The sequence below is a fragment of the Pseudomonas chlororaphis subsp. piscium genome (assembly GCF_003850345.1).
GTDB lineage: Bacteria > Pseudomonadota > Gammaproteobacteria > Pseudomonadales > Pseudomonadaceae > Aquipseudomonas > Aquipseudomonas piscium.
On sequence record NZ_CP027707.1, the window covers coordinates 6,459,885 to 6,473,791 of the forward strand.

Annotated in this window: 12 protein-coding genes; 2 read left to right on the forward strand and 10 right to left on the reverse strand. The window is 64.0% G+C overall.

Translation table 11 applies throughout. The features are described 5' to 3' along the window. Positions 1-71 precede the first annotated feature (71 nt). Positions 72-701, forward strand: a complete 630-nt coding sequence (locus tag C4K38_RS29420) for a glutathione S-transferase (RefSeq protein WP_053281192.1) — start codon at positions 72-74, stop codon at positions 699-701. A gap of 161 nt (positions 702-862) precedes the next feature. Here the strand turns inward: C4K38_RS29420 and creD are convergent, their stop codons facing one another. The 4 genes from creD to rloA2 form a co-directional block, all read right to left on the reverse strand. Then, positions 863-2,239 carry a cell envelope integrity protein CreD gene (gene creD / locus C4K38_RS29425; RefSeq protein WP_053281193.1) on the reverse strand — a complete coding sequence of 459 codons (1,377 nt, stop codon included), beginning with the start codon at positions 2,237-2,239 and terminating at the stop codon, positions 863-865. A 283-nt stretch (positions 2,240-2,522) separates the two neighbouring features. Then, positions 2,523-3,944, reverse strand: coding sequence for a two-component system sensor histidine kinase CreC (gene creC / locus C4K38_RS29430; protein WP_053281194.1), 1,422 nt, complete (start codon positions 3,942-3,944; stop codon positions 2,523-2,525). After that, the gene (creB, locus tag C4K38_RS29435) at positions 3,944-4,624 is read right to left on the reverse strand and encodes a two-component system response regulator CreB (RefSeq protein ID WP_053281195.1); all 681 of its coding nucleotides are present in this window, start codon (positions 4,622-4,624) and stop codon (positions 3,944-3,946) included. Before creB ends, creC begins: the two co-directional genes overlap by 1 nt. A 69-nt stretch (positions 4,625-4,693) precedes the next feature. Then, positions 4,694-5,194, reverse strand: a complete 501-nt coding sequence (gene rloA2, locus C4K38_RS29440; RefSeq protein ID WP_053281196.1) for a retropepsin-like aspartic peptidase RloA2 — start codon at positions 5,192-5,194, stop codon at positions 4,694-4,696. Positions 5,195-5,518: 324 nt separating this feature from the next. Here rloA2 and C4K38_RS29445 point away from each other — a divergent pair, with 324 nt between their 5' ends. Beyond that, positions 5,519-6,406, forward strand: a complete 888-nt coding sequence (locus C4K38_RS29445) for a 1-acylglycerol-3-phosphate O-acyltransferase, YihG family (protein ID WP_053281197.1) — start codon at positions 5,519-5,521, stop codon at positions 6,404-6,406. Here C4K38_RS29445 and C4K38_RS29450 read toward each other — a convergent pair whose 3' ends face one another. The 6 genes from C4K38_RS29450 to C4K38_RS29475 all read right to left on the reverse strand — a co-directional run bounded on the left by C4K38_RS29450 (position 6,407) and on the right by C4K38_RS29475 (position 13,794). Then, positions 6,407-6,979, reverse strand: coding sequence for a DUF2780 domain-containing protein (locus C4K38_RS29450; protein ID WP_025807292.1), 573 nt, complete (start codon positions 6,977-6,979; stop codon positions 6,407-6,409). 358 nt (positions 6,980-7,337) lie between these two features. Then, complete coding sequence (fdhA, locus tag C4K38_RS29455) at positions 7,338-8,537, reverse strand: formaldehyde dehydrogenase, glutathione-independent (protein WP_053281198.1); 1,200 nt, start codon at positions 8,535-8,537, stop codon at positions 7,338-7,340. A 183-nt stretch (positions 8,538-8,720) separates the two neighbouring features. Further along, on the reverse strand, positions 8,721-9,578 hold the full coding sequence (purU, locus tag C4K38_RS29460; protein ID WP_009051219.1) for a formyltetrahydrofolate deformylase: 858 nt from the start codon (positions 9,576-9,578) through the stop codon (positions 8,721-8,723). 106 nt (positions 9,579-9,684) lie between these two features. After that, a complete protein-coding gene (locus C4K38_RS29465) occupies positions 9,685-10,317 on the reverse strand; it encodes a sarcosine oxidase subunit gamma (RefSeq protein WP_053281199.1) in 633 nt (210 codons plus the stop codon). 133 nt (positions 10,318-10,450) lie between these two features. Beyond that, on the reverse strand, positions 10,451-13,468 hold the full coding sequence (locus tag C4K38_RS29470; protein ID WP_053281200.1) for a sarcosine oxidase subunit alpha: 3,018 nt from the start codon (positions 13,466-13,468) through the stop codon (positions 10,451-10,453). Further along, a complete protein-coding gene (locus C4K38_RS29475; RefSeq protein WP_053281201.1) occupies positions 13,465-13,794 on the reverse strand; it encodes a sarcosine oxidase subunit delta in 330 nt (109 codons plus the stop codon). Before C4K38_RS29475 ends, C4K38_RS29470 begins: the two co-directional genes overlap by 4 nt. Positions 13,795-13,907: the final 113 nt, after the last annotated feature.

Below are 13,907 nucleotides of genomic sequence, written 5' to 3' on the forward strand. Positions count from 1 at the left end.
GGGGCCAGAGGCTGCGTTAAGATCCCCGGGATTGCGAGCCTGCGCTCCACTTCCACCCGCGAGGAATATTCATGTCCACCCCCAGCATGACGCTGTTCCACAACCCGGCATCACCTTACGTGCGCAAAGTCATGGTGCTGCTGCACGAGACCGGCCAACTGGACCGCGTGGCCCTGCAAGCCAGCCAGTTGACTCCGGTGAATCCGGACGCCGCCCTCAACCAGGACAACCCGCTGGGCAAGATTCCCGCCCTGCGCCTGGCCGACGGCAACGTGCTGTACGACAGCCGGGTGATCCTCGATTACCTCGACCAGCAGCACGTCGGCAACCCACTGATCCCCCGCGAAGGTTCGGCCCGCTGGCGGCGCCTGACCCTGGCGGCCCTGGCCGACGGGATCCTGGATGCCTCGGTGCTGATCCGTTACGAACTGGCCCTGCGCGCCCCCGAGAAACACTGGGAGCAGTGGCTCGATGGCCAGCGCGACAAGATCCGCCGCGCCCTGGCCGTGCTCGAGGCCGATGCGATCGCCGCACTGGCCAGCCACTTCGACGTGGCCGCCATCAGCGTCGCCTGCGCCCTGGGTTACCTCGACTTCCGCCACCCCGACCTGCAGTGGCGCGATGCCCAGCCCCGGCTGGCGGCCTGGTACGCCGAGGTCAGTCAACGCCCTTCGATGCTGGCGACCCAGCCGCCGGCTTGAAGCCTCCGGGCGCGACCATCACCTGAAGCAGGGTGCCGGTCGTGCCGTGCTTATCGCGAGCCGGCTGGCGATGGCCACCCCTTGGTGCTTCAGGCAACAACCCGACTATCCACGCCAGCAAGGCTTCCGCCGCCTGCTGGTCCTCACGCAAACCCAACGACCTACTCATGGGCCACCTCCGCCTCGAACGTCAGCGGCTGGGCCGGTTTGACCTGGCCTACGCCGTACCAGTCGAGCTTGCGGGTCAGCACCATGAACACTCCCAGCAGGCCGAACAGCAGCAGCGAGCCCATCAGCAGCGCGTAATCCTCGGCGCTGAGCAAGCCGTACAATAGGCCATACAGGGCGGCCAGGCCGACGGCGAAACTCAGGCCGTGACCCAGGCTGCGCAATACATGGCAAACGTAGAAACCGATCAGCGTCACGCAGGCACCGGCCGACAGCAAGTAGGCCAGGGCGAAGCCGATGTGTTCCGAGAGCGACAGCAGCAACAGATAGAAGAACGCCAGGGCCACGCCCACCAGGGCGTACTGCACCGGGTGCACCGCCAGGCTCTTGAGCACCTCGAAGAGGAAGAAGCCGGCAAAGGTCAGGGCGATGAACAGCAGCGCGTATTTGATCGCCCGGTCGCTCTTGAGGTACTGGTCCACCGGGTCGATGAAACTCACGCCGAAGGAGCGGTTCTTGAACTCGTCGCACTGCCCGCTGGCCAGGCAATTGATCAAGGCGCTTTCCAGGTTGGTGGAGAAGAACGAGGTCTGCCAGTTGGCGGCGAAACCCAGGTCGGAAATCTCACGCTGGGCCGGCAGGTAGTTGCCGATAAAGCTCGGATGGGGCCAGTCGGCGCGCAGGCGCACCTTGCTGGTCTTGCCCACCGGCAGCACCTGCAACTGGCCGGTGCCTTGCAGTTGCAGGTCGAAGGCGAAGTCCAGGTCGGTGCTGCGCTGGCCGTCCAGCAGCGGCAGGTTGACGTGCACCCCCTCCCCCAGCCAGTCAATCCGGGTGCCGGGCGCGAAAGGCAGGTTCTGCCCGTTCAGATCGAGGGCCAGCGCCTGTTCGATGCCGCGAATGTCGCTGATGCCCACGGCGAGAAACGGCTGCTCGAACTTGTAGTCGACGAAATCTTCCTTGATCCCCAATTGCTCGGGCAGCACAAACTGCCCACTGATGCGGTTGTTGGCATGGAACAGCCGGGCCTGGTAGATCCCCCGGGCGCGCAATTCGGTCTTCACCTGGCCATCGAGCTCGAAAAGCTCCGGTAGGAAATACAGCTGCCCGCGCTCCTCACCCTGCTCCTGGTAACGCTTGTTGGTCTTCTCGTTGGTTTTCCAGGTGCGCACCACCTTGCGATAGGGCACCACCAGCAGCGGGCCGCTCAGTTGCTGGCTGTAGCTGGAGCTGCGGGCGATATCGGTCAGCACACCGTCGCGCAGCTCCTGGCGCTCCTGGATCAGCCCGTCGATCATCAACAGCGGGATCAGCAGCAACAGGATCAAAAGGGCTATCGCCCCGAGCTTCATGGTCAGATTGCGGTTCATGGGGTTCTCTCCCTGTTCGAATGAGGGAGAGTCTGGGAGGCCCATATGGGGGTTTTATGGGGGCAGTGTGGAGAGTGTGTGGAGATTGCCACTCGCCCTTTTCAGGAGCGTCTATCGGCGGCCCCCATAAAGATGTGGTGACTGACAGATCTGGCGGCCGCTTCGCGCCCGAACGCAGGCTGCGCCAGCGGCTACAGGGCTCGGGTACAACTCCAACTTTGTAGCCGCTGCCGAAGGCTGCGATCGGTCTGCGAAGCAGCCGCAAAACGGTATACGCAGGGAATCAGACTGGAAACTGCAACGTCACTTCAACGCCGCCTTCCACGTTGCCGATCTGCATCTGGCCGCCATGCAGCTGCACCACCTCTTCGACGAAGTTCAGCCCCAGGCCGGTGCTTTTGCGCCCGCTGTCGGGCCGTGGCAGGGAGTAGAAACGTTCGGTCAGGCGCGCCAGGGCGTAGTCCGGGATGGGCTCGGCCTGGTTGAACAGGCTGAACCGCAACTGGTCGCCCGCTCTGCTGGCGCTCAAGCGCAACACGCCACCGGCGGGGGTGAAATCCAGGGCGTTTTCCAGCAGGTTGCCCAGGGCCTGACGCAGCAGGAACGCTTCGCCCGACAGCTTCAGCCCCGGCTCGATACGCTGTTCGACCTGCAAGCCCTTGCCCTCGATCCGCGCCTTCTGGCTGTCCAGCACCTGGTTCGCCAGCTCCGCCAGCGGCACCGCTACCCGCTCTTCCAGGCCATGGCGCTGCTCGACCTGCGCCAGGTTCAGCAAGCGCTCGATCAAGTGCTGCATGCGCGCGCTTTCGCTGTCGATGTTGCTGACGAAACGTGCGCGCTGCTCACCGGGCATATCGCTCTGCAACAACTCCGCCGCCCCGCGAATCGCCGCCAGCGGGCTTTTCAGTTCGTGGGTCAGGGTGTGCACGTAACGCTCGACATAAGCCTTGCCCTCCAGCTGGGTGCGCATGTGCTCCACCGCCGTGGCCAGCTGCTCCAGCTCGCCGCCACGGTAGTGCGGCAGCTCGGCGCGGCGACCTTCGCTGACCGCCTGGGCATAACCGGTCAGGCGGCGCAGGGCAGCGCTCAGCCACCAGGACAGCAAGGCGCCGAACAGCAGGCCGAGGCCGATCAGGCCGGCGCCGTACCACAGCAGGCGGCGCTCGGTGCGGTCGACGTAGGGTTGCAGGGAACTGTTGGGCTTGGCCACGGTGACCACGCCGATGATCCGGCCGTTGTCGCGAATCGGCGCGCCGACATGCATCACCGAGGAGTTCGGGTCATCGGCCACGCTGCGCGAGGAGCGCGCGCCGTATTGGCCGCGCAGGGTCAGGTACACGTCGTTCCAGCGCGAATAATCCTGGCCGACCGCCAGGCCGCTGGAGTCCAGCACCACCTTGCCCTGGGCATCGGTGACGTAGATGCGGTGATTGACCTGGTTCTTCGGCAGACCCCAGATGGTCGCCGCCGGCTGCCGCTCGCCATAGGCCTTGAGCAGTTCCGGCCAGCGGTTCTCGCTGAGGGTGCCGGCCTTGAAGTCGTCACGGAGGATTTCCGCCAGCAGGTTAGCGGTGTCCACCAGGGTTTCTTCGGTGGACTGGCGCACGCCCGGGCGGATTTCCTCCATCACCGTACTGAGCACGAAATAGCCGGTCAGGCCGACGAACAGGACGTAGACCAGGAAAATCCGGATTCCCAACGGCATCAGCTGTGCCCCGGGCTGTAGCTGTAACCCAGGCCGCGATGGGTCTGGATCGGCTCGGCGTCGGCCGCCACCAGCCGCAGCTTGGCCCGCAGGCTCTTGATATGGCTGTCGATGCTGCGCTCGTAGCCGGCATCCGCCGCCACCCCCAGGGCATCGAGCAACTGCTCGCGGCTGAACACCCGCTCGGGTTGTTCCAGCAGGCAATGCAGCAGGCGGAATTCATGGCGGGTCAGGCTTAGGGGCTGGCCGCGGTAGCTGATCTGGAACTTGTCGGTATCGACCTGGAACGGCGAAGTCGGCGCCTCGACCGACGCCCGCGGCGCCATGCGCTTGAGGATGGCCTTGACCCTTGCGGCGACCTCGCGCGGGCTGAAGGGCTTGACCACATAATCGTCGGCGCCGATTTCCAGGCCCACCACCCGGTCGATTTCACCGTCCCGGGCACTGAGGAACATCACCGGCACCTCGCTGAAGCGCCGCAACTGCTTGCAGGTTTCGAAGCCGCTGATGTCCGGCAGGCCGATGTCGAGAATCAGCAGATCCGCCGGCGTGCTGCGCTGATAGTCCAGCGCCGCCTGCCCGAGATTCAGCCAGGTGGTGCTGAAACCTTCACCCTGCAGGGCAAAAATCAGCGTATCGGCAATCGCCGCTTCGTCTTCGACAATCAGGATATGAGGCATGGCATCCAAGCACGGGAAGTAAGTGCCAGAACGGTGCCGGATGCCTCATGCGCCGTCAATCAGGTCTGATCAGCAGTCGGGTTTATCGGCGGTGTAACGCCGAGCCGGGTTCACCGCGGCGCCGAACTCGCGCAGGGCCTTGGCGCCGATCAGCAGCGGGTAGTTGAAGCTGCTGCGGTCGGTCAGGTTGACCTCGACGGTGCGCTTGACGTTGCCCAGGCACATTTCCAGGTCGACCACCGGACGCTTGGCCACCTGGGCCTCTTCCTTGTCTTCGTCTTCATCGGCGCGGTTCTTGATCTTGCTGATCCGCGCCACCTTGTGTTCGTAGACCTTGCCGTCGGCGTCCTTGGTCGCCAGGCGGAAGCGCACCCACTCCTCGCCATCGCGGGTGAAGGTCTGGATGTCCTTGGCCGACAGCGAGGCGGTCAGGGCACCAGTGTCCATCTTGGCCTTGAGGGTTTCGCCGATTTCCGGCAGTTGAATGTATTCGTAGCGCCCGTAGAGGGTCGGCTCGGCGGCCATGACCGGCAGCGCCAGCAGGGACAGGAGTGCAAGGACGGATTTCACGTGAGCAGGTTCCTTAGAAAGTGGGCGGCAGGATTTTAGACCCTGGCCGGGCAATTGGTTCGCTATCGTTTGTTGGTCATGCATCTGTAGGAGCGAGCGGGCGGCGATCCGACTTGCCCGCGATGGCGTCCGCTCAGACAGCACGCGGCGTCTGCATCGCGGGCAAGCCTCGCTCCTACCCTACGGGATAATGCGCAGCTGCGGTCTGTTCGGTTGAGTGCACCATACCTCCATAGAAGTGAAACATTCGTCAGCACATCAGCATTTGGCCTGCCCGGCGAAGGTGCTTATCATGGCGCGCCCAAAGGCTTTCAAGAGTTCCTTATGCGCCGCCTGCTCACCGGCTGTTTCGTCACCCTGCTGCTGTTGCTCAACACCCTGGTCCTGTTCGGGCCGCTGGTGGTGTTCGCCCTGTTCAAGCTGGTCCTGCCAGGGCGCCTGTGCGACCGCGCGTCGAAGGCGGTGATGTGGATTGCCGAAACCTGGGCCGAAATCGACAAGCTGATCTTCGCCCTGTGCATTCCCACCCAGTGGGACATCCGCGGCGGTGACGAGTTGCGGGTCGACACCTCGTATCTGGTGATCAGCAACCACCAATCCTGGGTCGACATCCCGGCACTGATCCAGACCCTCAACCGCCGTACCCCCTTCTTCAAGTTCTTCCTGAAGAAAGAGCTGATCTGGGTGCCCTTCCTCGGCCTCGCCTGGTGGGCCCTGGATTACCCCTTCATGAAGCGCTACAGCAAGGCCTTCCTGGCCAAGAACCCGGAGCTGCAAGGCAAGGACCTGGAAATCACCAAGGCCGCCTGCGAGCTGTTCAAGCGCCAGCCGGTCACCGTGGTCAACTACCTGGAAGGCACCCGCTTCACACCGGCCAAGCGCGAGCAGCAGCAATCCCCCTTCAAGCAGCTGCTCAAGCCGAAAGCCGGCGGCGTGGCGTTCGTGCTGGCGGCCATGGGCGAACAGCTCGACGCCATCCTCGATGTGACGGTGGTCTATCCGCAGCAGAAGATTCCCGGTTTCTGGGACCTGATCAGCGGCAACGTGCCGCGGGTGATCGTCGATATCCAGACCCGTGAACTGGATCCGGCGTTGTGGCAGGGGGATTACGAAAACGATCCGGCGTTTCGCCAGACCGTCCAGAACTGGGTCAACCAGCTCTGGACCGAGAAAGACCAGCGCATCGACGCCTTGCGCGCCGAGCGCCGTTGATCAGCTGCCGCTGCCGACGCCCCAGATCCCGCCCAGGCTGTTGAGCAGCGAACCGCCCACGCCCTGCTGACCCAGGAATTGCAGGAGCACCGGGGCGAACTGGCCGATCATGCCGCTGTCCATGCCCAGGGCGCTGAACGCGCTGTTCAGGTCATTGGTGTTCTGCACGTTACCCAGCGCACTCTCCAGACCAGCGGTCTTGCTGCCACCGCTCTGCCCGAGCAGGCCACTCAAGGCGCCCAGGCTGCCCAGCGCGTTGCCGCCCGAGAGCTTGTCCAGCCCCGGAACGCTTTTGCTCAGCTGCGAGTAGTCGGTGCTGCTCAGCTGGTTCTTCGCCAGGCCCAGCATCGCGCCGGTACCGCCGATCGCCTGCTCCGGCGTGACATCCAGTTGCGAAAGGGCACTGAGCAGATTGGCGGTCTGCGAGGTTGGAGCGGCAGCGGTAGCCTTGTCGCCACCCTGCATGCTGGACACCGCATTGGCGGCATCGCTCAGGCTGAAGCCTGCGGCAAAAACCGGGCTGGCACCCAGGGTCAGCAACGTGGCCAGTGCAACACTGCGGGAAATTTTCATCGAGACAACCTCTTGAACCAGAAATACATCGTGACAACGGCGGGGAAACTGCGGATTTGACCGGAACAACCGGATCAATGTTCCGCACCGGCGCATCCATATTTAACCGACCCGGATATACCCGGAACCTCGCGGACGGACAACCGTTATTCCAGCGCCAATATCTGTAGCCGCTGCCGCAGGCTGCGATCGACCGGAACGGTCGTAGCGATCTGAAGGGTGCTGGGGGTTTGGCAGAAAGGCCTGCCGACCTTATCGCAGCCTGCGGCAGCGGCTACAGGATGCATAGTCGGGCTTTGCTCGAGTCAGCCATAAAAAAGGGCGACCCGAGGGTCGCCCTTTTTACTGCTTTGCAGGCTTACGCCGCGCTGAACAGCTTGTGCGGATCGATGACGAATTTCTTCGGCACGCCGGCGTCGAATTCGCCGTAGCCACGCGGGGCGTCGTCCAGGCTGATGACCTGCACGCCGACCACTTCGGCGATGTTGATGCGGTCCCACATGATGGCTTGCATCAGTTGGCGGTTGTACTTCATCACCGGGGTCTGGCCGGTGTGGAAGCTGTGGGACTTGGCCCAGCCGAGGCCGAAGCGGATGCTCAGGCTGCCGATCTTGGCCGCTGCATCCACCGCGCCCGGGTCTTCGGTGACGTAGAGGCCGGGAATACCGATCTTGCCGGCAACCCGCACCACACCCATCAACGAGTTGAGCACCGTGGCCGGCGCTTCGTGCTGGGCGCCGGAATGGCCATGGCCACGGGCCTCAAAGCCCACCGCGTCGACCGCGCAATCCACTTCCGGCTCGCCCAGCAGTGCGGCGATCTGCTCGTGCAGCGGGGTGTCCTTGGACAGGTCGGCGATCTCGAAACCCACCGCCTTGGCGTGGGCCAGGCGCACCGGGTTGACGTCGCCAACGATCACCACCGCCGCGCCCAGCAGGCGTGCCGAGGCTGCGGCGGCCAGGCCTACCGGACCGGCACCGGCGATGTAGACGGTACTGCCCGGGCCGACGCCGGCCGTTACCGCGCCGTGATAGCCGGTCGGCAGGATGTCGGACAGGCAGGTCAGGTCGCGGATCTTCTCCATGGCCTTGTCGCGGTCCGGCAGCTTCAGCAGGTTGAAGTCGGCGTACGGCACCAGCACGTATTCGGCCTGGCCGCCGGTCCAGTCGCCCATGTCGACGTAGCCGTAGGCACCGCCGGCGCGAGCCGGGTTGACGGTCAGGCAGACCCCGGTGTGTTGCTCCTTGCAGGAACGGCAGCGCCCGCAAGCCACGTTGAACGGTACCGAGACCAGGTCGCCGAGCTTCAGGTTCTCGACGTCGCTGCCCTTCTCCACCACCTCGCCAGTGATTTCGTGACCCAGGACCAGGCCGACCTGGGCAGTGGTACGGCCGCGCACCATGTGCTGGTCCGAACCGCAGATATTGGTGGATACCACGCGCAGGATGACGCCGTGCTCAATCTTCCTGCCGCGCGGGTCCTGCATTTTTGGATAGTCGATTTTCTGTACTTCGACCTTGCCATTGCCGAGATACACGACACCACGATTACCAGACATGCTTTCACCTCGCTGTTGTTTTTATGAAACCGCGTTGCCGGAAAAAGGCAGCGCGTAGAGTGCTCGGGTACAGATGCTGTTTCGTCTTCAAAATTGCTATCGCGGGCAAGCCTCGCTCCTACAGAGGAATGCGTGCGTCTGTAGGAGCGAGGCTTGCCCGCGATGGCCGCAAAGCGGCCTGTGTTAAAGCACCACCGTCCTGTTGGCGTTCAAGAACACCCGCCGTTCGATGTGATAACCCACCGCCCGCGCCAGGGTCAGGCCCTCGATATCGCGGCCCTTGGCAATCAGGTCCTCGGGGTAGTGACTGTGGTCCACCACTTCCACGCCCTGGGCGATGATCGGGCCTTCGTCCAGGTCGTTGTTGATGTAGTGCGCGGTGGCGCCCACCAGTTTCACGCCCTTGTTGTAGGCCTGGTGATAAGGCTTGGCGCCCTTGAAACCGGGCAGCAGGGAGTGGTGGATGTTGATCGCCTTGCCATCGAGCTTGCGGCACAACTCCGGCGACAGCACTTGCATGTAGCGCGCAAGGATCACCAGTTCGGCGCCGGACTCCTCGATCACCTGCCACACCTGACGCTCCTGGGACGGCTTGTCGTTGGGATCCAGGGGGAAGTGGTAGTACGGGATCTGGTGCCAGTCGGCCAGGGGCTTGAGGTCCGGGTGGTTGGACACCACCGCCACCACGTCCATCGCCAGCTGGCCGATGCGCTGGCGGTAGAGCAGGTCGTTGAGGCAGTGATCGGCCTTGGAGACCATGATCACCACTTTCGGCCGATGCTGCGGCGGGGTCAGTTCGACGTTCATGTCGAAAGCCCGGGCGCGTTCGGCCAGGCCGTCGCGCAGGCCCTGCTCGTTGAAATCCTCGGGCTGGCGGAATTCCACACGAATGAAAAAACGCGCCGAAAGCCGGTCATCGAAGGAGTGGTGCTCAGTGACGTAGCAGCCCTGCTCGAACAGAAAGCGGGTCACCGCGTCCACCGTGCCGAGCACGCTGGGGCAGTCGGCAGTCAGAATCCAGGTATCGGGTGCGCGGCTCATGCGGGGTGACTCCTGTTCGTAATGGGCAACCGTTGTGCGGTTGATCGCGAACCAGCCTCGCTCCTGCGGTGGATCTCCGTCAGGAGCGGGCTGGCCCGCGAAGGTCTCAGGCCTGAACGCTGAGGCCGTATTCGGCGGCGGCATCCTGCAGCCACAACCACCAGTAATCGGAGAAGCTGCGGCGGATCACCAGTTCCCAGGTGTCTTCGCCCATGCGGCGGATCACCAGTTGCGACTTGGCGAACACGGTGCCGATGGCCTTGCCCACCGGGAAGTTGTTGGGGTGCACGTCGTAGCTGGTGGACTTCATCAGCACTTGGCGCACGTTCGGGCCGGACAGCTCGAGGATCTGCTGGCCGCCACTGACGTTGACGATCTGGATGTGCAGGCCGCCCAGCGCTTCGCGCAGTTTTTTCTCGGCGGCAAACTCTTCACCGCTCGGCACCACCAGCAGCCATTCGTCCGGGCCCAGCCATTGCAGGCTGGTTTCGCCCTTGGCGACCACGGTCAGGGCCACCGGCAGCTCCAGGCCCAGGGCCTTGTGCACGCCGGAAGCGAAGGCCGGGTCATGGCCATCGCCGCGGATGGTCAGGTGGCCGAGGAGTTTCTTCTCGCACAGGGTCACGCCTGCGTTCTTGCGGCCCTTGCCCACCAGGCTGGCGAGGTCGGCATGGTGCAGCGACGACTCGGCTTTGGCGCCAGTGGTCGGGCGCTGTTGGTAAACGTTGACTGCGGTCATAGAGCACCTGTCTTCAAATTCTTGCATCACACCCGTAGGAGCGGAGCTTGCCCGCGATGAGTACGTCGCGGTCTGTCTGAGGCACCGCGTGATGCCTATCGCGGGCGAGCCTCGCTCCTACAAGGTTGTAGGGTTAAACGTTCTGGCGATCGCCTTTCGGATCGAAGAACACCGAAGAAACGATTTCCGCCTCGATCACCGTGCCGTCGGCCAATGGCGCGAATACCCGCTCGCCCATCCGCTTCAGGCCGCCCTTGACCACCCCCATGGCAAACGAATAACCCAGGGAGTTGTGGGCATAGCTGGAGGTCACGTGACCGGCCATGCTCATCGGGATCGCCTGCTTGGTGTTGAACACCAGTTGCGCGCCTTCCGGCAGCCACTGGTTCGGGTCGATCGGCTTCAGGCCCACCAGCTGCTTGCGCTGGTCGCGCACACAGTCTTCGCGGTTCATGCCACGCCAGCCGATCCACGAGAAGGGTTTGGTGCGACCGACGCACCAGCCCATGTTCAGGTCGTCCGGGGTCATCGAGCCGTCAGTGTCCTGGCCGACGATGATGAAGCCCTTCTCGGCCCGCAGCACGTGCATGGTTTCGGTGCCGTACGGGGTCAGGTTGTACTTCTTGCCAGCCTCGACGATCTGCTCCAGCACGCCCATGGCGTAGTCGGCCTGGACGTTGACTTCGTACGACAGCTCGCCGGTGAAGGAGATGCGGAACACCCGCGCCGGCACGCCGCCCACCAGGCCTTCTTTCCAGGTCATGAACGGGAAGCCGTCCTTGTCCAGGTCGATGTCGGTGACTTCGCTGAGCAGCTTGCGGCTGTTCGGTCCGGACAGGGTCATGGTCGCCCAGTGGTCGGTGACCGAGGTGAAGTACACCTTGAGGTCCGGCCATTCGGTCTGCTGATAGATCTCCAGCCATTGCAGGACGCGCGCGGCGCCACCGGTGGTGGTGGTCATGATGAAGTGGTTTTCGCCGACGCAGGCGGTTACGCCGTCGTCGAAGACCATGCCGTCTTCCTTGCACATCAGGCCGTAGCGCGCCTTGCCCACGTCGAGCTTGGTCCAGGCGTTGGTGTAGATGCGGTTGAGGAACTCACGGGCGTCCGGGCCCTGGATATCGATCTTGCCCAGGGTCGAGGCGTCGAGCAGGCCGACGCTGTCGCGCACCGCCTTGCACTCGCGTTTGACCGCGGCGTGCAGGTCTTCGCCGTTCTTCGGGAAGTACCAAGGGCGCTTCCACTGGCCGACGTCCTCGAACTCGGCGCCGTTCTTCACGTGCCACGAATGCAGCGCGGTGAAGCGCACAGGCTCGAAGATGTGCCCGCAGTGACGACCGGCCACCGCGCCGAAAGTCACCGGCGTGTAGTTCGGACGGAACATGGTGGTGCCCATCTGCGGGATGCTCACGTTCAGCGAACGGGCCGCGATGGCCAGGCCGTTGACGTTGCCGAGCTTGCCCTGATCGGTACCGAAGCCCAGCGCGGTATAGCGCTTGACGTGCTCGACCGACTCGAAGCCCTCGCGGGTCGCCAGTTCGATGGCGGCGGCGGTGACGTCGTTCTGCAGGTCGACGAATTGCTTGGGTGCCCGCGCGGTGCCTTTCTCATGGGGCACCTGGAACAGCGCCAGGGTCGACTCTTCCAGACGGCTGAGGGCCTTGGGCAGTACCGCTTCCACGGCCTTGAAACCCGCTTCGCTGGCAGCCCGCACGCCACCTTCGAAACCGTCGGCCAGGGAATCGCCGAGGCTGTAGACCCCATTGATGCCGCCGACGCACACACGTTTCTGCGGTGCTTCGCCCGGTACGAAACCGAGGATGTCTTCACGCCAGATCGGCTTGCCGCCCAGGTGCGAAGCCAGGTGCACCACCGGGCTGTAGCCGCCGGAGCTGGCAATCAGGTCGCAGTCCAGCCACTCGCCTGGGCTGGTGACTTTATGCGCCTTGACGTCGATCGCCGCGACGCGGGCGCCGGTCACATGTTTGCTGCCACGGGCTTCGATCACCGCACTGGAAGTGAGGATGCGAATGCCCTTGGCGCGGGCTTCTTCCACCAGCGCGCCGCGTGGGTTGTGACGGGCATCGGCGATGGCCACCACTTGCAGGCTGGCGTCGAGCCAGTCCAGGGCCACACGGTAGGCATGGTCGTTGTTGGTGCTCAGCACCAGCTTCTTGCCCGGTGCCACGCCGTAGCGGCGCACGTAGACCGAGACCGCGCCGGCCAGCATGTTGCCCGGCACGTCGTTGTTGCCGTAGACCAGCGGACGCTCGCAGGCGCCGGTGGCCAGCACCACGCGCTTGGCCCGCACCCGGTGGATGCGCTGGCGCACCTGGCCGATCGGCGCGCGATCGCCGAGGTGGTCGGTCAGGCGCTCGTGAATGGTCAGGAAGTTATGGTCGTGGTAGCCGTTCACGGTGGCCCGTGGCAGCAGGGTCACGTCCGGCAGCGACTTCAGCTCGGCGACCACGGTGGCGACCCACTCGGCCACCGGCTTGCCGTCCAGGCTTTCGCGGCTGTCCAGCAGGCTGCCGCCGAATTCTTCCTGCTCGTCGGCGAGGATCACCCGCGCACCGCTGCGCGCGGCAGCCAGGGCCGCGGCCAGGCCGGCAGGGCCGGCGCCGACGATCAGCACGTCGCAGTGCTGGTTCATGTAGTCGTAGGTGTCCGGATCGTTCTCGGTCGGCGAGCGACCCAGGCCCGCGGCCTTGCGGATGTACTTCTCGTAGGTCATCCAGAACGATTGCGGATACATGAAGGTTTTGTAGTAGAAGCCCGGCGGCATCAGCTTGCCGCCGACCTTGCCGAGGATCCCCATCATGTCATTGTTGACGCTCGGCCAGCCGTTGGTGCTGGTGGCGACCAGGCCCTGGTACAGCGCCTGTTGGGTGGCGCGCACGTTAGGGATCTGGGTGGCTTCGGTGGCGCCGATCTGCAGCACCGCGTTCGGCTCTTCGGCACCAGCGGCGAAGATGCCGCGCGGCCGGGAATACTTGAAGCTGCGACCAATGATGTCCACGCCGTTGGCCAGCAGGGCGGCGGCCAGGGTGTCGCCTTCGAAGCCTTTGTAGGTCTGGCCGTTGAAGGTGAAGCTGAGGACTTTGTTGCGGTCGATGCGTCCGCCGTTGGACAGGCGATTGGACTGGCTCATACCTTCTCTCCCAGAGCCTGCGTGGCCGCTTTCGGGCTATCGGTCTTGTCGGTGAATTGCGGCTTGGTACCGATCTTGTAGGTTTCGAGAATCTCGTAGGTCAGGGTGTCGCGGGTGGCGTTGAAGTACTGACGGCAACCGGCGGCGTGGATCCACAGCTCGTGGTGCAGACCGCGAGGGTTGTCGCGGAAGAACATGTAGTTGCCCCACTCCTCGTCGGTGCAGTTGTTCGGATCCAGCGGACGCGGGATATGCGCCTGGCCGGACGAATGGAATTCCTCTTCGGAGCGCAGTTCGCCGCAGTGAGGACAGAAGATGTGCAACATAGGGATTTCTCCTATCAAGCCTCTTGAAAACGTAGCGAGCGAAGGCAAGACAAGGCAAAAACAGGGGAGAAAGCGGAGCTTAGTTTACTAAGTGAGCATTTCGAGCCTGTTTT